The organism is Pseudarthrobacter polychromogenes, from assembly GCF_014644495.1.
Lineage (GTDB): Bacteria > Actinomycetota > Actinomycetes > Actinomycetales > Micrococcaceae > Arthrobacter > Arthrobacter polychromogenes.
The window spans coordinates 150,999-171,896 of record NZ_BMKU01000007.1 but is presented as its reverse complement, the minus strand read 5'-3'; the positions used below and the strand labels follow the sequence as shown (position 1 = coordinate 171,896).

The following is a 20,898-nucleotide window of genomic DNA, read 5'->3' as shown; positions in this document are numbered from 1 at the left end:
CGGCCTCTAGCCCTGCATATCTGGACAAAAACTCATTGGCATACGACGGCGGCGCCGCACCTTTTTCTCGAAAGGTGCGGCGCCGCCGTCGTACTGTTTATCCCCGGAGGGTCAGCTGTGGTCAGTCATCCGCTCCTTGAGGGCGTCAAGTTCGGAGCGCAGGGCCTCCGGGAGTGAGTCGCCGAACTTTGCGTACCATTCCTCGATGGAGGCCAGTTCAGCGTCCCATTCCTCGCGGTCGACGCGGACAGCGTCCTCCACGTGGGCGTGGGTGAGATCCAGGCCGGTGAGGTCCAGCGAGTCGCCTGTGGGCACGAAGCCGATGGGGGTCTCGACGGCGTCCGCCTTGCCCTCGAGACGCTCGATGGCCCACTTGAGCACACGCGCGTTGTCGCCGAAGCCGGGCCACGCGAAGCCGCCGTCGGCGGTGCGGCGGAACCAGTTCACCAGGAAGATGTGCGGCAGCCGCTCCGGGTTGGCCTTGCCGGAGACGCTGATCCAGTGCTTCAGGTAATCGCCGGCGTCGTAGCCGATGAAGGGAAGCATGGCCATGGGGTCGCGGCGCAGCACGCCGACCTGGCCTGCAGCGGCGGCCGTGGTCTCGGAGGAGAGCGTGGAGCCCATGAAGATGCCGTTGGTCCAGCTGCGGGCCTGGGTTACCAGGGGAACCGTGGTCTTGCGGCGGCCGCCGAAGAGGATGGCGGAGAGCTCAACACCCTCGGGGCTGTAGTATTCCTCGGCCAGCATGTCGATCTGCGAAATCGGGGTGCAGAACCGGGAGTTCGGGTGGGCTGCCGGCTTGTCGGAGTCGGGCGTCCAGGAGTTGCCCTGCCAGTCGGTCAGGTGCGCGGGCACCTCGTCCGTCATGCCCTCCCACCACACGCCGCCGTCGTCGGTCAGTGCCACGTTGGTGAAGATGCTGTGGCCCTTGGCGATGGCACGCATTGCGTTCGGGTTGGTGCCCCAGCCGGTACCGGGGGCCACGCCGAACAGGCCGGCCTCCGGGTTGGTGGCGCGCAGTTCGCCTTCCTTGCCGATCCGCATCCAGGTGATGTCGTCTCCGAGGGTCTCCACCTCCCAGCCCTTTATGGTGGGATCCAGCAGGGCCAGGTTGGTCTTGCCGCAGGCTGACGGGAAGGCAGCGGAGATGTAGTACTTCTTCTTCTCCGGCGAGGTCAACTTGAGGATGAGCATGTGCTCGGCCAGCCAGCCTTCGTCGCGGGCCATGACCGAGGCGATGCGCAGGGCGTAGCACTTCTTGCCGAGCAGGGCGTTGCCGCCATAGCCCGAGCCGAAGGACCAGATGGAGCGCTCCTCGGGGAAATGGACAATCCACTTGTCCGGGTTGCACGGCCACGGAACATCCGCCTGGCCGGCTTCGAGAGGCGCACCCAGGGAGTGCAGCGCGGGGACGAAGAACGCGTTGGTCTCGGTCATCTTGTCCAGCACGGCGGTGCCGATGTTGGCCATGATCCGCATGGAGGCCACAACGTAGGCGCTGTCCGTGATCTCGACGCCGTACTTGGGATCCTCTGCGTCAAGGTGGCCCATGACGAACGGGATGACGTACATGGTGCGGCCGCGCATGGACCCGGAGAACAGGCCGCGCAGCTTTTCCTTCATTTCGGAGGGCGCCATCCAGTTGTTGGTGAACCCGGCGTCGCGCTTGTTCTCTGAGCAAATGAAGGTCTGCTCTTCAACGCGTGCCACATCGGCGGGATCGGAGAAGGCCGCAAAGGAGTTGGGGAACAGTTCCGGGTTCAGCCGGGTCAGTGTCCCTGCCGCCACGAGCTCGTCAGTCAACCGGGTGTTTTCCTCTTCGGACCCGTCCACCCAATAGATGCGGTCCGGCTGCGTTAGCTCTGCAACCTCCTCGACCCACGCCAGCAGGCCGGCATGTGTGGTGGGTGCTTTCTCAAGCAACGGCTTCTGCGCCAGATCGCCCATTTCGGTTCCCTTTCTTGGGGTACATCGGTGTGAGCTAAATGCTATGGTCCGGACCACTGCCGTTTTTGGGACGTAGGCTGATCTTTTGCGGCCACAAAAATGGAATTCCGCGGGAAATCAAGGAATTTCGCAGCCAAAATTCGGAATTAAGTGACGAAGGTCACCTAGACCGGTCTAGTTGCGGAAATTACATGCCTCCCGATTTGTCATGGCAGCCACCCCTCGCGTAAAGTAATTCGAGGTTCAGGGAGAGAGGTTCTTCTCCAGGAACACGAGATGCGCCCATAGCTCAGCTGGATAGAGCGTCTGTCTACGGAACAGAAGGTCAGGGGTTCGAATCCCTTTGGGCGCACCAATCAGGTCCGCTCCGGTTCGCCGGGGCGGACTTTTTGCATTAAGCAGCGCAACGTACGTTAAGCAGCGCAGCTTGCGTTAAGCAGCACGACCTACGTTGGGCAGTGCTTACGGACGGGCAGTGCTTACGGACGGGCAGTCCGGATATCCGGCGTTCCTTACACGGCGGACACGGAACACCCCGCCGCCCCCCGGGCGTAGGCTTTCCCCATGATGCCCGAGCCTGTTGAGCAGGAATTTGACGTTGTTGTTATCGGCGCCGGCGCCGTCGGAGAAAACGTTGCGGACCGTGTGGCGCAAGGCGGCCTCTCTGTGGTGCTGGTGGAAGCCGAACTGGTGGGCGGAGAGTGCTCCTACTGGGCATGCATGCCGTCCAAGGCGCTGCTTCGGCCCGGGACTGCACTTCACGCGGCCCAGACAACCCCGGGCGCCAAGGAAGCTGTTACGCGGACACTTGACGCGGCAGCGGTCCTCAAGCGCAGGGACCACTTCACGTCCAACTGGCAGGATGACAGCCAGGTCGCCTGGGTCAAGGATTCCGGGATCGACCTCATCAGGGGCCACGCCTGGCTCACCGCCCCTCAGATCGTCCAGGTCGCGGGCCTGGACGGAACCTCGCACCGGCTGCGCGCCCGCCACGCAGTGGTGCTGGCCACCGGCTCCATGCCCAACACTCCTCCCATTGAGGGGCTCGAGGACGTGCAGGTCTGGGGAACGCGGGAGGCCACGTCCGCAAGCGAGGTACCCGAGCGGCTGGCGGTCCTGGGCGGCGGCGTTGCCGGGACCGAGCTTGCCCAGGCATTCGCCCGCCTCGGGTCTGCGGTGACTCTCGTTACGCGCAGCAGGCTGCTGGGCAAGTACCCGGAGGAGGCCGCCAGCCTTGTTGCAGCGGGCCTCCGCGCGGATGGTGTGGAACTCCGCCTTCACACCGAGACTCAAAGCATCAGCACCAACGACGACGGCACGTTCAGCCTGCGGCTGGGCGACGGGACCACCGTCACGGCGGACAAGGTACTCGTATCCACCGGCCGGCACCCCGCACTGGAAGGCCTGGGCCTGGAGAGTATCGGCGTCGAACCGGATGACAGCGGCCGGCTGGCCATCAGCACGGACAATTCCGGCCTGGTGCAGGGCGTACCCGGCGAAGGGCCCTGGCTGTATGCGGTCGGTGACGCCGCCGGCAAGAACCTTCTGACGCACCAGGGAAAGTACGAGGCACGGGCCACGGGCGACGCCATCGCAGCCCGGGCCAGGGGTGAACTGAACGGTGCACCGGAGGACTGGAGCCGGTACTCCCAGACAGCCAACCAGCACGCAGTACCGAATGTAGTGTTCACCGATCCTGAACTGGCCACCGTGGGCCGCACGCTGGAGACCGCCCGCCAGGACGGCTTCAACGCCTCTTCAGTGGAGCTTCCCATCCAGGTGGCAGGGTCCTCGCTGCATTCGGAGAACTACGAGGGCTGGGCCCAACTGGTTGTTGACGAGGACCGACAGGTGCTCCTGGGGGCCACGTTCGCCGGGCCGGATGTGTCCGAGCTCCTACATGCCGCAACCATCGCTGTGGTGGGCGAGGTGCCGTTGAACCGACTATGGCATGCGGTGCCCTCCTACCCGACAATCAGTGAGGTTTGGCTGCGCCTTCTTGAGAAGTACGGCCTCTGAAGATCGGTCCGCTGGGCTTCTATTTGAACTGACTGGTCAGTTTAGTTAGGCTGGGAGCAGATGCATTCCGCGAAAGGCCAATCTTGCTCTCAGCACAACGGCTCTCTGCCCATGGCCGCAGGGATCCCCTCCTGCCGGCAACTTCACTCCACGTCCGGCGGGGCGAACTCCTGCTGGTGACCGGCGGACGTCAGGACTACCGGACGGCCCTCGCCCTGCTCCTCAGCGGGCGAATGAAGCCCACCGGAGGGTTCGTCAGCTGGGACGGCGGCGAACGGCTCAAAGCGCGGCGGCTCGCGAGCGCCCTGGTGGACTCCCCCGGCGTCAACGAGCCCGAGCAGCACCTCAGTGTGCGCGACCTGGTTACCGAGGACCTGGCCTTGATCCCGCGCCGTTACCGCGGCGCCCTGGTGAGCGGCCCCTGGCTGAAGGTGAACAGTTTCGAGGACATCGCGGACCTTTGGACGGAACAACTGGACCCTGCACGGCGGCTCGAACTCCTGACTGCGCTGGCCTTGGCGAACCCGCACACGGACCTGCTGGTGGTCGATTCCCCTGACCGGCATACCGCCGACGCCGCTGACTGGCTGCCGAGGCTGCAGCGTCTGGCATCCGACGCCGGACGGCCGCTCGCCGTCGTCGCCACTGTTGGCGCCCTCCCGCCGTCGTGGGACGGACCCGCCGCAGCGATTGGCAATGCCGTCCCCCTTGAAACCCCTATGCGTGGGGATGGCGGGGAACCTGATGCCGCAAACACTCCTGAACTCGAAACCGAGGTTGCCACGTGACGGTACTGCGGCTGGCCCGCTCCGAACTTAAGCGCATGACCGCCGGGCTGATGCCCAAACTCACAATCCTTGCGCTGACCATGGTCCCGCTGCTCTATGGGGCGGTGTACCTGTACGCAAACTGGGACCCCTACGGCAACCTGGACAACCTCGATGCGGCCCTGGTGGTGGAGGACGCAGGTGCCACAACCAGCGACGGCACACGCCTTGAAGCCGGGGCAAAGGTGGCCGAGAGCCTGGCGGACGGCAATGTTTTCCACTGGATCCCGGTGGCCACCGCGCAGGAGGCGGACCAGGGGGTCAGCAGCGGGGACTACGCCTTCGCCCTGAAAATCCCCCAGGACTTTTCGGCGAACCTGGTATCCCCTGGCAGCTTTGATTCCGCCAGCCAGGCCATGCTCAACGTCACCACCAACGATGCTAACAACTACCTGCTGAGCACCATCGTGGATAAGCTCACCACCGCAGTGCACAGCACGGTGGCCACCGAGGTGGGCGAGGAAACCGCAAACCAGCTGCTGACGGGTTTCGGGACCATCCACTCGCAGATGGTCAAGGCAGCGGACGGCACCAGCCAACTGGCCGACGGCGTTGCTGAGCTACGCGACGGGGCTGCCACCCTCCACGACGGCACCTCAGCCCTGAGCAGCGGAGCCGGCGAGCTGTACGCGGGCCAGGTGAAACTCCGGGATGGAGCCAGCCAGCTGACCGACGGCGCGGGCCAGCTCAGCAGCGGCCTATCCACGCTGAAGGACAAGACGGCCACGCTGCCCACGGACTCCCAGACGCTCGCTGCGGGGGCAGCCCAGGTGGCTGCCGGAAACGCGCAGCTGAACGCCAAAGTGCAGGATGTCGCAGCCCAGCTGGATGCCGCTGACCAGGGGCTCCGGGAACGGGTGGTGGGATCGAACAGCAGGCTCGTCGCAGAAGGCGTCCTGACCCAGGAGCAGGCGGACAGGATCGTGGCGGATCTTGACGCCGCGGCCGGTTCGAGCCCGGTGGCAGCCGCCAGGACGAAGATCCAGGCGGATGCAGCGCAGATCCAGCAGTTGGCCTCCGGAGCCGAAGCTGTGAGCACCGGCGCTGCCCAGCTCGCCGCAGGCACGCCCGCCCTGAGGGACGCCGTTTCCCAGGCTTCCTCCGGCGCCGACCAGCTCCACACCGGGGCGGCCGCGCTGGCCACCGGCCAGCAGGCGGCCCTCGACGGCGCAGGCCGGCTGGCGGAGGGAGCCCGGAAGGTGGACGGCGGGGCGGCCCAACTGGCGGAAGGCACCGTGACGGCGGCGGCCGGTTCGCGGACCCTGGCGGATGAGATCGGCAAGGGTGCCGGGCAGGTGCCCAACCCGGATGATGCCCAGAAGAGCAACCTGTCCCGTGTCATGGCCGACCCCGTTGCGGTCAGCAACGTCTCGCAGGCCAAGGCGGAGTCCTACGGTGCCGGGCTGGCGCCGTTCTTCCTCACCCTCGCCTTGTGGATCGGCATCTTCATGCTGGTCCAGGCCATGCGTCCCATTACCCAGCGGGCGCTGGCCTCCAATGCCCCGTCCTGGAAGATCGCCGTTGGGGGCTGGCTGCCGTTCCTGGCGGTTTCGGTGGTGCAGGCAAGCCTCCTCACCCTGGTGGTAAACCTCGCCCTGGGACTCGATCCCGCGCATCCTGTGCTGATGTGGCTGTTCATGCTTGCGGCGGCCATGGCGTTCAGTGCGATCATCCAGGGCGTTGTTGCGCTGCTGGGGTCGCCAGGCAAACTCGTGGTGCTCATTCTGCTGGTCCTGCAACTGGTGTCCTCGGGCGGCACGTTCCCCTGGCAGACCACGCCGCAGCCGCTCCACGCAGCGCATGAAATCCTCCCCATGGGTTACGTGGTGACCGGCATGAGACACCTCATCTATGGCGCTGACCTGTCCATGATCGCCCCCACCGTCCTGGGCCTGGCGGGCTACACCACCCTGGGTGTGGCCATGTCCACCCTGGCCGTGCGCAGGAACAAGTACTGGACACTGAAGACGCTGAAGCCCGAGATCGCGGTATGACCGCCGAACCGCTGGGACCAGTGAAGACCCTTCGACCCGCCAGGACCACCGCCACCAGGCAAAAACTCTTCGACGCCTCCATGGAACTCATCGGCGAGCGGGGAGCAGCGGGGGTCACTGTTGACGAGATCGCAGCCGCAGCGGGCGTCTCCAAAGGGACCGTCTACTACAACTTCGGCAGCAAATCGGAGCTCATTGCGCAGCTGCTCCGCCACGGGGTGGACATCCTGAAGGCACGCCTGCAGGAGGCACCGGGCCAAAAGGCGCCAAACCAGGATGCACCAGGCCAGGGGGCAGCGGGGCTGGAGGACGCGGCCCAAGGGGCAGCCACCGCGTACGGAGACCCCCTGCTCGCGATGGAGGCCATGATCGGGCAGGCCCTGGACTTCATGTCTGAATACCCGTCCTTCGCCCGGCTCTGGGTCAGCGAGAACTGGCGTACGCCCAGTGAGTGGCAGGGCACGTTCGCTGTCCTGCGGGGCGAGCTGCTGGCAGTGATCGGGCAGGCAGTGGAAAGGGTGGCTCAGGCCTACCCCGTGGACAACACCGTTTCGCGGGGCAGCCTCGAGACCGCAATCTTCGGTGCCTGCTTTGTTGTGGGGCTCGACCGCCAGACGTACCACCCTGAGCGCACCCGTGACCAAAGCGTTGCGGCGATCATGGCCATCATGCGCGGCTACGTGCTGCAGCAGCCCGGTCCTCGGGGATGATGGAGCGTATGGGGAAAAGCGGAAAGTTCGCGGTCATTGCGGGCATTGTTGCGGCCGGCCTGCTGGTGCTGACCGGAATGACGCTCGCCGAGCCGGTGTTCGTGGCATTCCTCGGTGTCCTGGCGCTGGCGTGCCTGGCGTGCATTATCGAAATCCTGAACCGGGGACGCCGCTTTGCCCTGCTGGCTGCGGGCGCGGGAACCAGCTTCACTGTGGCGTTCTCCCTCGCATTTGTCAGCACGTGGGAGCTGGCCTTTGCCGGCGAGCCCTCGGTCTTCGGCACACCGCTCCCCACCGGCGACCCGGACAACTACTTCTTCGGCGCTGCCGCTGCAGCCCTGGCAACACTCTGTGTCCTGTTCCTCGGTGCGGCCTGGCCGGGGAGGCGGCGGCTGCGCACCGCGGCCAGCACAAGCAGGCAAGGGCAGGGCAGGCCCGGAAGGGGCGCAGCAGGGAACAGACGTACGACGGCGGCCCGCCCGGCTGCCAAGGGTTCGGCCCAGCGCAGGCCAGCAGCGCGCGCAGACGGCGGAGGCACAGGCATCCAGGGCGCAGGCGGCCTCCGCGCACCCGCGCGGGTACCTTCCGTCCCTGCCAGGCGGCCGTCGTCGTCGGCCTCTCCAACCAGGAAACCGTCGTCGGCAACGGGCGCGAAGCCTGCGCCCCGGCGCTGACCCCAGGCGGCAGGGTCGCCGCTGGAGCTTTAGTTGGTAGGCGAGTTAATGCGCGCGGGGGACCTTGAACCTGGTGATGCGCGCGTCCTGCCCGTCCAGCTCCGCCCATGACTTTTCGGTCTCAAGGACTGCGAGGGCGTTGGTGGGGTACCTGGTGGCGGCGTCCATGTAGGCGTCGTGGTCTGAGTCGCGCGAGGCCAGGTGCATGGCAAGGTCCTGCACCCCGGGCAGGTGCGAGATCAGCATGAGGGTGGTGACTGTATCCGGAACATGGTTGATGACCGTCAGCATCCGGAGCGCCGAAGCAGCGTACAGCCCGTCCTCAAGCTTGGGCGTGGGCGCCTTGTCCCCCAGCTCCGAGCACACCCACGTGCAGGTCTGCCTGGTCCGCAGGGCACTGGAGCAGAGGATGAAGTCCGGCACGATGTTGTGCTTGAGCAGCCACCGGCCGGCAAGCGGAGCCTCGCGGTGGCCCCGTTCCTCCAGCGGACGCTCGTGGTCAGCCACCCCGCCCGGCCAGTCGGCCTTGGCATGCCGCATGATCACAAGCCGTCGAAGATGGTGCTCACTCATGGCCCCAGCCTAGCGAACATGCCAAGAGCCGCGGAGGCACATGCCCCCGGGAGGCGGCTGAGGTAAATGCTAGATCGAGTATTCCGGAGCGGCCCAGACAACAACTTCGGGGTGCTCGTAGAACCGGTACCCCTGGCCGCGGACTGTGCGCACGGTGTTGGCAAGGCGGCCCAGCTTGGAGCGGAGCCGGCGGATGTGGACGTCGATGGTGCGCTCGTTGGGCACCTCTTCGGCGTTGCGCCACAGCCCCTCAAGGAGTTCGTCGCGCCCTACGGTGCGGGTGCCGTTCTCCACGAGGTAGTTCAGGAGCTCGAACTCCTTGAACGTCAGGTTGAGCGACTCGCCATCCAGGTGGACTTCGCGGCGTGCCAGGTCGATCAGGACGCCGGACGGACGCGGCTCCTGTGCCTGCGACGGACGCGGGGCCTCGGTGCGCTGGCGGGCGTTGACGGTGGGGTCACCGAAGGTGGAACGGACGACGTCGAGCGCGGAACCGGGTGTGCCGGCCGGGGCAACGGCAACTGCTGCGTAGCTTTCGGCGCCGGACACGAGGGACTGGGCGTAGGCGCGGATCTCCTGGGCCAGCTTGGCGATGGAAGTTCCGGCCGCTGCCGCCGTTTCCTCGTCAATGCCCATGTAGAGGACAAAGCCGCGGGCAACGTTGTCGTTGGCTACGGGCCGGACAGTGTTTGGACCGGCCACCACGGGAGTGGGGACGGTCATGGGTGCCGCCTCTGCGGGCTGGACCGCACGGAGCTGCCCGTAGGAGCTGGGGTTGAAGCCCTGCGGCGAGTAGCCCTGGGAGGGGAAGCTGCTTCCAGATGATGATGGAGCCAGGGCGGGGCGCGGTCCAAACCCGGGGCGCAGGCCCGAGGGCTGGCCGGCCTTGGCGGCGTTACGGACAGAAATGTGGACGTATCCGGATGCAACTGACATGGAATGCTTACCTCAATGTGAATGGCCGTCATCGCGGCCCGAATGCTGGGAATCCCCGCAATGCGAACTGGGAGGGCGCCCGACGCTGGGCTGGGGGCGAATGCCTAAGAACTTCGGAGGGTGGGAAGGTCAGGCGTGCATTCGACAACAGCGCATGTCGGCAGCAGCGGATGTGCTGGGCCAATATTCTGCGGCTGCAGGTGCTGTTGAGTTCTTGTTCACATTGGAAGTGTGCAGCGTAACAATGGCAACTTGCAAGTAACAATGGACGTGATCGTCCGCATTATGAGACAAATTCCGCGATAGTGTTCCAAATCACAATTCTGGACGTTGTAAAAAATAACGATTGTTATCCGGCATTCGGCCTTTTTGGTGGTGCTGCACAGAATATTATTCGATTAAAGAATGCCCAGAGGTTGTTTCGTTCACTAGAGAGTCTAATAGTGGAATCCCGCTCTTCGCCCTGATGGCGTGTCCAGCCGCCCCTGCTTTTGGACAGAAAAAAGTGTGCGGCGAGCGGCTGGATCGCCTTCGGGGATCTCGGTATGCCGCCGTTTGAACGTCTGTGGCCGGCGGCCGCGTGCGTACAGACTGCACGCCTGGAGCCTCCACGGACCCCGCTCGCTAGGCTGGGACTCACAGCTTGCGCACAGGAACGCCATAGCCGGGCTTAAACCAATGAATGGAGAGTTGTTCCATGGCCACCCCGCACTCCATGACAAACAACCTCCCCAAGCTCACGCATCCGGACGGCTCCCCCATCAGGGCGCTGGTGGTGGATGACGAGCCGAGCCTTTCCGAGCTCATAAGCATGGGCCTGCGCATGGCCGGCTGGTCCGTGGCGATCGCCGCCGACGGCCCGGAAGCCGTGAAAGTAGCCAAGGATTTCCGCCCTGACGTGCTGGTCCTCGATGTCATGATTCCCGGCTTCGACGGCGTCGAGGTCCTGAGCAGGATCCGCGCCTTCGCGCCCGAGGTTCCCGCCCTGTTCCTCACCGCCAAGGACGCGGTCCAGGACAGGATAGTCGGCCTCGCGGCCGGCGGGGACGACTACGTCACCAAGCCTTTCAGCATGGAAGAAGTCCTGCTCCGCCTGCACCGCCTGGTCCAGCGGTCCGGTGTGGCCGCGATGGACACCGCCGAACTGGTGGTGGGAGACCTGGTCCTCAACGTTGACACCCGTGAGGTAACCCGTGCGGGTGAGGAGCTCCAGCTGACCGCCACCCAGTTCGAGCTGCTCCGCTACCTTATGGAAAACCCCAGGCGCGTCATCAGCAAAGCGCAGATCCTGGACCGGGTCTGGAACTACGACTTCGGCGGCCAGGCCAACATCGTGGAGCTCTACATTTCCTACCTGCGCAAAAAGGTGGACGCCGTCCATCCGCCCATGATCCACACCGTGCGGGGCGCCGGATACGTCATCAAGCCGGCGGAGTAGGAAAGCGATGGCGTCCGCGCACAGTACGGAGCCGCAGCCCCGGAGCTGGCTGAAGCCCGGCACGTGGCACCTGCGGACACGACTGATCCTCCTGGCCATGACGCTGTTGATTGCCATTTGCGGGGCGGTTGGCGTGGCGAGCTATGCCTCGATGGACGCGTTCCTCACCCGGCAACTCGATGAGCAGCTGAGTCAGGCCGCGGACCGTTCCAACGATCCAGGACGCCCTCCCTCGGGCGGCTTCAATGGCAGGGATCCCCTGGATGCCCGCGGCCAGAGCGTTGGAACCCTCAACGCCCGGATCCTCAACGGCCAGGTCAACAGCGGCGGTTTCCTCACCTCGAATACCACGCGCTCCGCTTTGTCCACGGAGGACAAACAGGTCCTGCTGGCCCTGCCCACCAACGTACAGCCGGTGGACAGGACGCTTTCCAATGGCGACTACCGGCTGGTGGCCATCCAGACCAACTTTGGTGACGTCCTGGTGACAGGACTCCCCCTCGCCGCCAAGGAGAGCACGCTCGCGTCCCTGGTGTGGACGTTCGTTTTCGTCTCGCTGGGCGGCCTTCTCCTGGTCGGGCTGGTGGGAACCGTCCTGATCCGCCGCACCATGAAGCCCCTTGAGCAGCTCTCGGAGGTTGCCACCCGCGTTTCAAAGCTGCCGCTGGATGCCGGCGAGGTGGCGCTTGCGGTGCGCGTGCCGCCGTCGAACTCCAATCCCGGTACGGAGGTTGGCAGCGTGGGCCACGCGCTGAACCTCATGCTGGACAACGTGGCCAACGCGCTGCAGGCGCGGCAGAAGAGTGAAACCAAGGTCCGGCAGTTTGTAGCCGACGCTTCCCATGAGCTCCGCACGCCGCTGACCGCCATCCGCGGGTACACCGAACTGATGCGGATGACGGAAAACTTCACTCCGGACGGGGAGAAGTCGCTGGCCAGGGTGCAAAGCCAGTCCCAGCGGATGACCGCACTGGTGGAGGACCTGCTGCTGCTGGCGCGCCTTGATGAGGGCCAGCCCCTGAAACTCAGCGAGGTGGACCTGAACCAGTTGGTGGTTGAAGGCGTCAGCGACGAAAAGGTCATGGCGCCCGGCCATACCTGGCGGCTGGAGCTTCCCGACGAACCCGTGGTGGTGAACGGCGACCCGTCCCAGCTGCGGCAGGTGCTGATGAACCTGCTGTCCAACGCCCGCAAGCACACCCCGCCGGGAACCACCGTGGTCACCGGAGTTGGGAAGACGGCGGAGGGCGCCGCGGTGGTGACGGTAACGGACGACGGCGGGGGCATTCCACCCGAGTTCGTGGACCAGGTTTTCGCGCGGTTCGCCCGCGCAGACGCGGCCCGGACAGGCAGGGCCGGCGGACCCGGCGCATCCGGAGCTGAAGGAACCAGCGGCCTGGGGCTGTCCATCGTGGAGTCCATTGTTGAGGCCCACGGGGGCAAGGTCACGGTGACATCACAGCCAGGCCGCACGCAGTTCGCCCTCCAGCTCCCCTTGCCGCGCGGGCGGACGCAAGGAGGCGCGCCGTCAGAGTGATCCCTGTTACCAAAATGTGACTTAAGCGCTGCACTCCTGTACCGTCGGTTGGGTGCGGTTCCCGTTCGGGCCGCATATCCGGATGACGCCAAGCTCTGCCGCTTCCCGGATTCCGCTTGAGCATAGGCAGAGGCGGGGGACCCAACAGTCCCGGGCACTCAACTGCCCTTGGGGTTAAGCCAGCACGTGATCTTTCCGTGTGGCCGGATGCCCTCATCCGAACCCGACAGCTAACTCCGCAGGTGTGAGAGGCGATCCATCATGTCTAAGTTCCTTGCTAAAGCACGCCCGAAACCAGGCTCTGAAGCCCGTGCCCCGCGCACATCAGGCAAAATTCCGTCCTTCGGCCAGCGCGCTGCCATCCTCGCAGCGTCCGGCGCCCTCCTTGTAGGCGTTGGAGCCGCGGGCCAGGCTACCGACACCGCAGTGCAGGTGGCAGCCACGGAGACTCAGGCGGCTGAGGCACAGTCGAAGCTGAGCATCGAAAAGAGCGAAATCCAGGCGAACCCGGCCCCCGCTCCTGCGGCCGGGCCGATCAACGTGGTCCCGCAGGCAGCCGAACCGGCCCCTGCTCCCGCTCCCGAGCCTGCACCCGCGCCGGCCCCGGAGCCTGAACCCGCACCTGCGGCTGCCCCCGCTCCGGAGCCGGCGCCCGTCGTCGCGGTCAATGACCCTGCGGGGGCACAGGCTTACGCCGCCGGCCAGCTGGCCTCCTACGGCTGGGCCGCGGACCAGATGCAGTGCCTTCAGACCCTGTGGACCAAGGAATCGGACTGGACCACCACGGCCACCAACCCGAGCAGCGGCGCCTACGGCATTGTGCAGTCCCTGCCTGCCGAGAAGATGGCCAGCGCGGGCGCCGACTACCGCACGAATTACCGTACGCAGATCAATTGGGGCCTGAACTACATCCAGGAGCGCTACCAGTCGCCGTGTGGAGCACTGAACTTCCACTACGCCAACAACTGGTACTAAACCGAGGCAGCTTTCCCCTCGCGGTCCAGTGCATCCCGGCCCGGGATGTACTGGACCGCCCACCGGTTCCCGTCAGGATCGGCGAAGTACACAAAATGGCCCCAGTCCTGCACGTCCACATCGCTGACGTCTACCCCGTTGGCTTTCAGCTGCGCATGGGCGGCCTGGATGTCGTTGACCACAAGCTGCAGGTTTGAGCCTGTGCCGGGAGGCGCGTCCGTGAGCCCTTCCCCAATGCAGATGGAGCAGGCAGACCCTGGCGGGGTCAGCTGCACGAACCTGATGGAGCCGCTGGGCCGCTCGTCGAAATCGGCGTTGAAGCCCACCTTGTTGACGTAGAAGTTTTTGGCCCGGTCCACATCGGACACGGGGACAAAAACGAGTTCCAGTTTCCAGTCCATGCGCACAGGCTAAGCCTTGCGGCGGGACGCGGGAAAGGCTTGAGTCCTAGCCCGCGATGCCGTACAGGCGGTCGCCTGCGTCTCCCAGGCCCGGAACGATGTAGGACTTCTCGTTGAGTTTCTCGTCGATGGATGCCAGGACGATGGTGACGTTTGCGCCGGAGAGTTCTTCCTCCAGCTTGGCCAGGCCTTCCGGCGCGGCGAGCAGGCAGATGCACGTGACATCCGAGGCGCCGCGCTTGAACAGGAACTTGATGGCTTCGCGCAGTGTTCCGCCGGTGGCAAGCATCGGATCCAGCACGAAGATCTGCCGGTCGGTGAGATCCTCGGGGAGGCGCTCGGCGTAGGTAATGATGTCCAGCGTTTCCTCGTCGCGGGCCATACCCAGGAAGCCCACTTCAGCCGTGGGGACCAGCTTGGTCATGCCCTCCAGCATTCCCAGGCCTGCACGAAGGATGGGTACCACCAGCGGAGTGGGCTTGGTGAACGCCGTACCCACAGTCGTGCTGACAGGGGTTTCGATGGTGACGGGCTCGGTGCGCACTTCCCGCGTGGCCTCGTAGGCAAGGAGTGTCACCAGTTCCTCCGTCAACTGCCGGAAGACCGGGGACGGAGTGTTCTTGTCCCTCAGGACGGTGAGCTTATGGGCGACCAGCGGGTGGTCAACAACGAGAGTGCGCATGGGTCAAAACTATCACCCGGCTGCCGGGCCGCTCCCCTGACGACCGCCGCCCGTACCGGACTGCGAAGCGTCGTCGTTGACCCTTGGCGGGGCACCGCCGTCGTTCTCCTTCGGGGCGGTACCGGTGGTGCCTTCCGCGTCCCCGGAGTGGTCCTCGCGCAGGACCGGATGTTCAAATGTGGGCGCCGGGCCTGCGTGTTCGCGCCGCCGCATCACATGGAACAGCCTGTGGGCCAGGATCACGATGCCCACCCACGCCAGCCCCAGGAACCAGCCCGCCATCACGTCGGTCATCCAGTGGTGTCCCAGGAAGACCCGGCTCAGGCCCATGGCGACGATGAAGAGTGTGCCCACCGTGATGGCTGCAATCCGGGCCCAGAGCACTTGGAACTGCAGGCACATGAGGTAGATCAGGACCCCTATCACCACAGTGGTATTCAGGGTGTGGCCACTGGGAAAGGACGGCGAGGTTTCGAACGGCGGGACGGCTTCGGAGTGGTCCGGACGGGTCCTGCCAACCAGCCGCTTGCCCCAGGTGGTGGCCAGCGTGGAGACGAGGGCTGCGCCGCCCACTAATACAATGGGCCGCCACGTCCTGCTCAGGAAGGTCAGCCAGGCGGTGAGGATGCTTGCCAGGATGGGCATGCCGATCCCGCCGCCTACGTTGGTGAAACCTGTGGCGAAGGCGTCAACCTCCGGGTTCCGCAACGACTGCGAGTATTCCAGTGCAGGAATATCAAGGCCCGCCAAGCCTTCCTCGTCCACGACGTCCGAGTAGACCTCAGCGCCCAGGAGTGCCAGCGCGATCACCAGCGTTCCGCCGATGATCATGGTCAGCCACAAGGCGGCGTACGGCTTGATCCACTTGTCCACGCGGTCTCGGACTGTGCTCACTGTGCCTCCCGGCGGATGTGCGTCACGGGCTCTGGGTACCTTCGAAACTATCATTGAGCCATGGTCTCCGCAGATAAGAAACACCATGCGTGGATGGGCCTTGCCCTCGCCGAGGCCAGGCGCGCCCTCGACACCGAGGACGTGCCCATCGGCGCGGTGGTCATTGGGCCCGACGGCGCAGTGCTGGGTTCCGGACGCAACCAGCGGGAAGAGCTGGGCGACCCCACCGCGCATGCCGAGGTGGTTGCCATCCGCGAGGCGGCGGAACGGCTGCGCCAGGTTTCCCTGCTCGACGGCGGCAGCGGAGACGGCTGGCGGCTGGCCGACTGCACGCTGGTGGTCACCCTGGAACCGTGCGCGATGTGCGCCGGTGCGATTGTGCTGGCGAGAATCCCCCGGGTGGTCTTCGGCGCCTGGGACGAGAAGGCAGGAGCTGCGGGGTCGGTTTTCGATGTGCTCCGTGAGAGGCGCCTGAACCACTGGGTTGAGGTGTATCCGGGCGTGCGCGAGGCCGAGTGCGCCGCCTTGCTGCGTGAGTTCTTCGCCGGGCACCGCTCGCGGCTCTGATTCACGCCCAGGCTGTCAGCGTCATCCCCTGATTGCGGCCAGCACGTGGGCCGCCGGCTGTTCCCAGCCCGGCAGGGCTCCTCTTGTTTCCAGCGCCCGTGCCCGCCAGGCATCCCGGGTCCCGGCATCTTCCAGCCAGTGCCGAAGTGCCTGGGCCAGCAGGGCAGGATTTGCAGGATCATCATCCGCCGGGAAGGCTACCTTCGCGCCCGGAAGCGCGCCGCCGTCGTCGTCCTTCCCCGCCGTTCCGAGGCGCAAGGCCTCGACGGCGCCTGTGCCATCGCGCACCACTACGGGGATGCCGCGGGCGAGTGATTCGGTGACCACCATGCCGAACGCCTCGGCACGGGACACCAGGAGGCTGAGGTCCGCCCCACGCCATTCGTTTTCCAGTGCTTCACCGGCCAGCTCACCGGTGAACTGGATCCGCCCCTCCATTCCGTGCATTTCTACTGCGGCTTGAACCTTTTGTGCGTAATCCCCGTCCGCCTGGTTTGACCCAACAAACGACGCTGTCCACTCAAGGTCCTGAAGCAGTGCCAGCGCGGAGACCGTGAGCAGCTGGTCCTTATTGGGCAGGAGCGCAGCCACTATGACCATGTGGGGCGGCGCGGACCCCTCGGCCAACGGCGCAGGGTCGGTGCCAGGGAGTGCGACCTTGAGCCCATGGAGTCCGTGGCGTTCTTCCAGGACTTTGCTGGCCCAGGTGCTGGTGCACACCACGCCCGTGGCAGCCCGGAGGGACCGTGCTTCAAGCTCGTGATGTGCCGGGGCGGGCATATGTACCAATACCCATGTCTTTCGTCCGGCCTTGGCCGCGAATTCGAGCTCATCCGGTGCGCCCATGGCAATGAGCCCGTCGACAAGGGATACGGTGTTTTCTGATTCCGTTTCACTCACCTGTTCCCACGCCCCCAAGAGGGTGCCCAGCCTGCGCCGGGCGTGGGCGCTGGCGTAGGGCCAGGAGCCTTCAACGGGGAGCACCTCCACGTCCACTCCCAGGACCTTCAGCCCCTGCACCAGCCGCGCGTTGTAGATGTTTCCACCGGAATGATGGTGGATGTTGCCGGGAACCAGCAGCCGGATGCGGTCCATGGGATCAGGCAGCTGGAAGGTCCAGCGTGTACGTGGCCCAGGCGTCCGGGTTTTCGCGCAGGGTGACGTCGATCCCGGTGAGCTGGCCGCCGTCGGGATCGTCCTTCAGCTTTGCGGCAACGGACTGCGCGATGTATTCCGCGAGCGCCTCCGTGGTGCTGAGCTTGCCGGCGAAATCGGGATGCTCGTCCAGGTTGCGGTAGTTCAGGCCTGCCAGCACCTTCTCGATCATGGTGCCGGCGGCGCCGATGTCCAGGACGATCGCGTCCTCGTTGAGCTTCCGACGCCGGAAGGACACCTCGGCGACGAACGTTGCCCCATGCAGGGACTGGGCCGGCCCGAAGGCCTCGCGCGGGAGGCTGTGGGCGATCATAAAGTGGCGTCGGACGGTCAGGCTGAACATGGACTACCTCTGGTCTTCTCGGTTGGGGTGCAGGGAATCTTCGTTGCCCGGGTACTCAATGACGTGGCATAAAGCTTCGCGGTTGCCGTGGGCCAGGTCCTGCACAACGCCGGGCAGCTCAGCGAACGGCGAAGTACCTGTCAGGAAGGCGTCGAATACCGGATCCCTGAGCAGCGATACTGCGAGGTTCAGGCGGTCGGCGTTGGTCCTGCGGTGCCGGCGGGCCCGTGCCACCACTCCCACCTGGCTTGCCCTGATGGACAGGCGCCGGGCGTGGAAGTCCTCCCCCAGCGGCAGTGTTACCTGGCGGTTGGCGTACCAGGACATTTCGATGACGTCCCCTTCATCCCCGGCCAGCTGCAGGCTGCGCTCCAAGCCTTCCTGGGAGGCGGAACAGTGGAACACGATGTCAGAGTCGGCGAGGGCGTCATCCGGGTGGGCGAAGCCTATTCCCAGGCTGTCCGCCAGTTGCTTCCGGCCCGGGTCCAGGTCCACAAGCTGCAGGCGTTCCAGCGGAAAGGTCCTCAGCAGGGTGGCCACCATGCCGCCCACAAGGCCTGCGCCCACTACCGCAACCCGGTCACCGAGCCTCGGGCCGGCCTCCCACAGCGCATTGACCGCGGTTTCCACGGTTCCGGTCAGCACTGCCCGCCGGGACGGGACGTCATCGGGAATCCTGGTGAGTGAACTGACGGGCACCACGTAGCGGTCCTGGTGGGGGTTGAGGCAGAAGACGCGCTGCCCCGGCCAACCTTCCGGCCCTTCCTCGACAACACCCACGGACAGGTATCCGAATTTCACCGGCCCCGGGAACTCACCCTCCTGGCGGGGTGCCCGCATCGCTTCAGCCACCCGGGGTGGGACTGCGCCGGCGTGGACCACCATCTCGGTGCCTTTGCTGATGCCGGAATAGAGGGTGCGCACCAGGGCTTCGCCTGGGCCAGGGGTGGGAAGGTCCTCGGTGCGGAGTTCGCCCTGTTCCTTGGCCGTTGTCCAGTAAGCGGTTGCTTGCGGGGGACTGGTTTGATTAGTCATCTTGCTGATGAATCTAGCCCTCCTGGCGTGGACCGCAAAAGTTGGCCTTTGCCTGGTTCGGATTCCTGGGGCTCTGGGCTGTGCTTGGACCCCCTCCCCAACCCGGTTTATGCCTGGGCCGTCTCCCCCGACCCCGGCCTGAGGTTAAACCGACTCCCTGACCCGCGGCTGTTGACCCCGTGCGCCCGGCTGCCCGTGCCTGTGGGGCATTTGATGCCGGCTAAGTCAGTGCCGGGTCCCGGTCTCTTATCGGGTCCCACTCACTTGTCGGGTACCAGCCACTTGTCGGGTCCCAGCCAGTCAGGGGGTATTGGGGCAGGACGGGCGGCAGGGCGTAGAAGTCATCCCAGATGGGGTCGTCCACGGGTATGTCGTCCAGGTCTACGAGGTTGTCATCTTCAGGTTCCTCCTGTGGAGGTTCCAGGTGCAGGACGTCTCCGGCAGGGCAGGCACACGCGCCGGGCATGGGCCGGTAGGGCAGCATGCCGCGGATTTGCCCGTTGTGATGCTCCCCCGGTTCCAACGCCGCCGGCAGGGCGGACAGGACAGATTCCGGCCAGTGGGGTGGCTCCCAGTCCTGATGTTCGCTTTTGTAGTGCCGCCCGGACGGTGAGATCCAGCCGGGTGGTTCATCCTTGGTGGCCGGTGTCGGTTTCCACCCGCTGCTGTGCCGAAGTTTGTGGTGCTTCGGGCAGGGCTGTCCGAGATTGCTGATCCCGGTGGTCCCGCCGTGCTGCCAGGCCAGGAGGTGGTCTGCCTCGTTATCCAACGATGGGTTGTTGCAGCCGGGGAACGGGCATGTGCCGTCCCGCATCCGCAGCCAGTTCCGCATCGCTTTGGTAACCCGGTAGCTGGTCCGCCCGATCTCCAACGGTGCCCCGTCCCGCGGATCAACAAGGACCCGGTGGAACGAATCGGCACCGTTCGCGACCAGGTCCCGTGCCATGGACGGCGGGATGGGCCCGAAGCCGTCCAGCACGGCCGGCTCATCCGTCAGGCCCATCAGCGCGACTACCGGGACCATGACGAGCACCTGCGCCCGCACCGCAGACGACAGCCCGACGGGATCCATCCCGGCACCCGCCCCGTCGTTGGTACCCAACCCGTCGCCGTTGCCTGTACTCACCCATTCGCTGTCGCCTGCACGAAGGCTGGAACTGTCGCCACTACCGCGGCTGGTGCCGCTGGTGAGGATGGCTTCGGCGAAGTCGTCGGCCCGGATCTGGGTGAGGGTGCGGGACTCGTCGGGTCCCTGCGCGGCCCGGGCGAGGGCGGTGAGCCGGTTCCAGCCCGCCATTGCCTGATGGGCGGGGAGGCAGGCCGAGAGCCAGGCCATGCCGTCCTGGTCCGGCCGGTACTCGACCCGCCGGTCCGCCACACCCTTGGCGTGGCGCTTCTCGATCGATTCGGGGTGGTGGCGTTCGCGCCAGGTACGGGCCTTGGCCTTGAACCGGTAGGCGGGCATCTCCCCGATCATGGCCGCGGCGGCAGGCCGAACCGTGTCCGGGTCCAGGAAGTGCGCCTCCAGGGCCGCGGCGCCGGCGGCGTCGAGGGTGGCTGCCTCCTCCGCCATCCCCCGGGCATGCGCCCAAGAAATCGAACCGCCCTGCAACGCTGCGAGCGTCCGGGGCAGGGACGTGGTCAGGGCATGGGACTCGGCCAACAGGGCACCGGCGGCACGATCACCGATCACCAGAGCACACCCCACCTCCGCCACCAGGCTCCGCTCCTGCGCCGTCGCCTCATACGGCGAGGACGGCGGACCGTTCAGCACACTCGTGGCGGCAGCGAGCACCTGCACCGCCTGAGCCTTCAACGCCGCCAGCTTCGCCTCCGACCGGGCCACCCCGGCAAGAACATCCAACGCCCCATCAGCAACCCGCTGCAACGGATCATCATCAATGCTGCCTACGCACCCGCCAGCACCGGCATCAGCACCAGGCTCAGCGACACCAAGACCAGAAACAGCCCTACCCGAAGCGGCCGTACCGCCGCCCGCGAGCACCGCCGCAAAAGCAGCCACAGAAGCGTCAACCACCGCCTCCGCCTCCACCACCGCCGAATTGCCTTCCATGAATCCATCCTCATGGGAGGGTCTGACATTTAAGGGGGCCAGCGCACCCCGGCTGAAACAATTTTTGAAAATGTTTTCCGGCCTCTTTGTCGAGGCATCGGAAGCCCCTCCCGACAA

Annotated in this window: 19 protein-coding genes, 1 tRNA gene and 1 riboswitch; of the genes, 10 read left to right on the top strand and 10 right to left on the bottom strand. The window is 65.7% G+C overall.

Features of this window, described 5'->3' with window-relative positions; genetic code table 11:
• Positions 1-111: 111 nt before the first annotated feature.
• Positions 112-1,947, bottom strand: a complete 1,836-nt coding sequence (locus IEX43_RS12900; RefSeq protein ID WP_188811587.1) for a phosphoenolpyruvate carboxykinase (GTP) — start codon at positions 1,945-1,947, stop codon at positions 112-114.
• A gap of 278 nt (positions 1,948-2,225) precedes the next feature.
• On the opposite strand from IEX43_RS12900, the gene IEX43_RS12895 reads away from it, so the two are divergent.
• The 6 genes from IEX43_RS12895 to IEX43_RS12870 all read left to right on the top strand — a co-directional run bounded on the left by IEX43_RS12895 (position 2,226) and on the right by IEX43_RS12870 (position 8,171).
• Positions 2,226-2,302 (top strand) — tRNA-Arg (locus IEX43_RS12895).
• A gap of 209 nt (positions 2,303-2,511) precedes the next feature.
• Positions 2,512-3,966, top strand: coding sequence for a dihydrolipoyl dehydrogenase family protein (locus tag IEX43_RS12890; protein ID WP_188811585.1), 1,455 nt, complete (start codon positions 2,512-2,514; stop codon positions 3,964-3,966).
• A gap of 83 nt (positions 3,967-4,049) precedes the next feature.
• Positions 4,050-4,754 (top strand): ABC transporter ATP-binding protein, encoded by a 705-nt coding sequence (locus IEX43_RS12885; RefSeq protein WP_188811583.1) that lies wholly within the window; start codon positions 4,050-4,052, stop codon positions 4,752-4,754.
• Positions 4,751-6,787, top strand: a complete 2,037-nt coding sequence (locus tag IEX43_RS12880) for a YhgE/Pip family protein (protein WP_188811581.1) — start codon at positions 4,751-4,753, stop codon at positions 6,785-6,787. The genes IEX43_RS12885 and IEX43_RS12880 overlap by 4 nt, the downstream gene beginning before the upstream one ends.
• Positions 6,784-7,497: a TetR/AcrR family transcriptional regulator gene (locus tag IEX43_RS12875; RefSeq protein WP_188811579.1), complete on the top strand. Its 714-nt coding sequence runs from the start codon at positions 6,784-6,786 to the stop codon at positions 7,495-7,497. Before IEX43_RS12880 ends, IEX43_RS12875 begins: the two co-directional genes overlap by 4 nt.
• A gap of 8 nt (positions 7,498-7,505) precedes the next feature.
• Complete coding sequence (locus IEX43_RS12870; RefSeq protein ID WP_188811577.1) at positions 7,506-8,171, top strand: hypothetical protein; 666 nt, start codon at positions 7,506-7,508, stop codon at positions 8,169-8,171.
• A 45-nt stretch (positions 8,172-8,216) separates the two neighbouring features.
• On the opposite strand, the gene IEX43_RS12865 is transcribed toward IEX43_RS12870, so the two are convergent.
• A complete protein-coding gene (locus IEX43_RS12865; RefSeq protein ID WP_188811575.1) occupies positions 8,217-8,744 on the bottom strand; it encodes a SixA phosphatase family protein in 528 nt (175 codons plus the stop codon).
• Between the two features lie 69 nt (positions 8,745-8,813).
• Positions 8,814-9,680, bottom strand: coding sequence for a winged helix-turn-helix domain-containing protein (locus tag IEX43_RS12860; RefSeq protein WP_188811573.1), 867 nt, complete (start codon positions 9,678-9,680; stop codon positions 8,814-8,816).
• 697 nt (positions 9,681-10,377) lie between these two features.
• Between IEX43_RS12860 and IEX43_RS12855 the strand changes: the two genes are divergently transcribed.
• The 3 genes from IEX43_RS12855 (at position 10,378) to IEX43_RS12845 (ending at position 13,630) form a co-directional block, all read left to right on the top strand.
• The gene (locus IEX43_RS12855; RefSeq protein ID WP_188811571.1) at positions 10,378-11,118 is read left to right on the top strand and encodes a response regulator transcription factor; all 741 of its coding nucleotides are present in this window, start codon (positions 10,378-10,380) and stop codon (positions 11,116-11,118) included.
• 7 nt (positions 11,119-11,125) lie between these two features.
• Positions 11,126-12,655, top strand: coding sequence for a HAMP domain-containing sensor histidine kinase (locus IEX43_RS12850; protein WP_188811569.1), 1,530 nt, complete (start codon positions 11,126-11,128; stop codon positions 12,653-12,655).
• A 93-nt stretch (positions 12,656-12,748) separates the two neighbouring features.
• Positions 12,749-12,911, top strand: a riboswitch (cyclic di-AMP (ydaO/yuaA leader).
• Between the two features lie 5 nt (positions 12,912-12,916).
• A complete protein-coding gene (locus IEX43_RS12845) occupies positions 12,917-13,630 on the top strand; it encodes an aggregation-promoting factor C-terminal-like domain-containing protein (RefSeq protein ID WP_188811567.1) in 714 nt (237 codons plus the stop codon).
• Here the strand turns inward: IEX43_RS12845 and IEX43_RS12840 are convergent.
• From IEX43_RS12840 to IEX43_RS12830, 3 genes are read right to left on the bottom strand one after another with little or no spacing between them, the layout of a single operon-like run.
• The gene (locus IEX43_RS12840; protein ID WP_188811565.1) at positions 13,627-14,031 is read right to left on the bottom strand and encodes a VOC family protein; all 405 of its coding nucleotides are present in this window, start codon (positions 14,029-14,031) and stop codon (positions 13,627-13,629) included. The two genes, IEX43_RS12845 and IEX43_RS12840, sit on opposite strands and share 4 nt — an antisense overlap.
• A gap of 46 nt (positions 14,032-14,077) precedes the next feature.
• On the bottom strand, positions 14,078-14,713 hold the full coding sequence (gene upp, locus IEX43_RS12835) for a uracil phosphoribosyltransferase (RefSeq protein WP_013599856.1): 636 nt from the start codon (positions 14,711-14,713) through the stop codon (positions 14,078-14,080).
• A gap of 12 nt (positions 14,714-14,725) precedes the next feature.
• Positions 14,726-15,586, bottom strand: coding sequence for a phosphatase PAP2 family protein (locus tag IEX43_RS12830; RefSeq protein WP_377102804.1), 861 nt, complete (start codon positions 15,584-15,586; stop codon positions 14,726-14,728).
• Between the two features lie 81 nt (positions 15,587-15,667).
• Here IEX43_RS12830 and tadA point away from each other — a divergent pair, with 81 nt between their 5' ends.
• Positions 15,668-16,174, top strand: a complete 507-nt coding sequence (gene tadA, locus IEX43_RS12825) for a tRNA adenosine(34) deaminase TadA (protein WP_188811561.1) — start codon at positions 15,668-15,670, stop codon at positions 16,172-16,174.
• 21 nt (positions 16,175-16,195) lie between these two features.
• On the opposite strand, the gene IEX43_RS12820 is transcribed toward tadA, so the two are convergent.
• From IEX43_RS12820 to IEX43_RS12805, 4 genes are all read right to left on the bottom strand, one after another.
• A complete protein-coding gene (locus IEX43_RS12820) occupies positions 16,196-17,269 on the bottom strand; it encodes a glycosyltransferase family 4 protein (RefSeq protein WP_188811559.1) in 1,074 nt (357 codons plus the stop codon).
• 4 nt (positions 17,270-17,273) lie between these two features.
• Positions 17,274-17,672, bottom strand: coding sequence for a 6-pyruvoyl trahydropterin synthase family protein (locus IEX43_RS12815; RefSeq protein WP_188811557.1), 399 nt, complete (start codon positions 17,670-17,672; stop codon positions 17,274-17,276).
• A gap of 3 nt (positions 17,673-17,675) precedes the next feature.
• Positions 17,676-18,707 carry a zinc-dependent alcohol dehydrogenase gene (locus IEX43_RS12810; protein ID WP_188811555.1) on the bottom strand — a complete coding sequence of 344 codons (1,032 nt, stop codon included), beginning with the start codon at positions 18,705-18,707 and terminating at the stop codon, positions 17,676-17,678.
• A gap of 220 nt (positions 18,708-18,927) precedes the next feature.
• Positions 18,928-20,781, bottom strand: a complete 1,854-nt coding sequence (locus IEX43_RS12805) for an HNH endonuclease signature motif containing protein (RefSeq protein WP_188811553.1) — start codon at positions 20,779-20,781, stop codon at positions 18,928-18,930.
• Positions 20,782-20,898 lie beyond the last annotated feature (117 nt).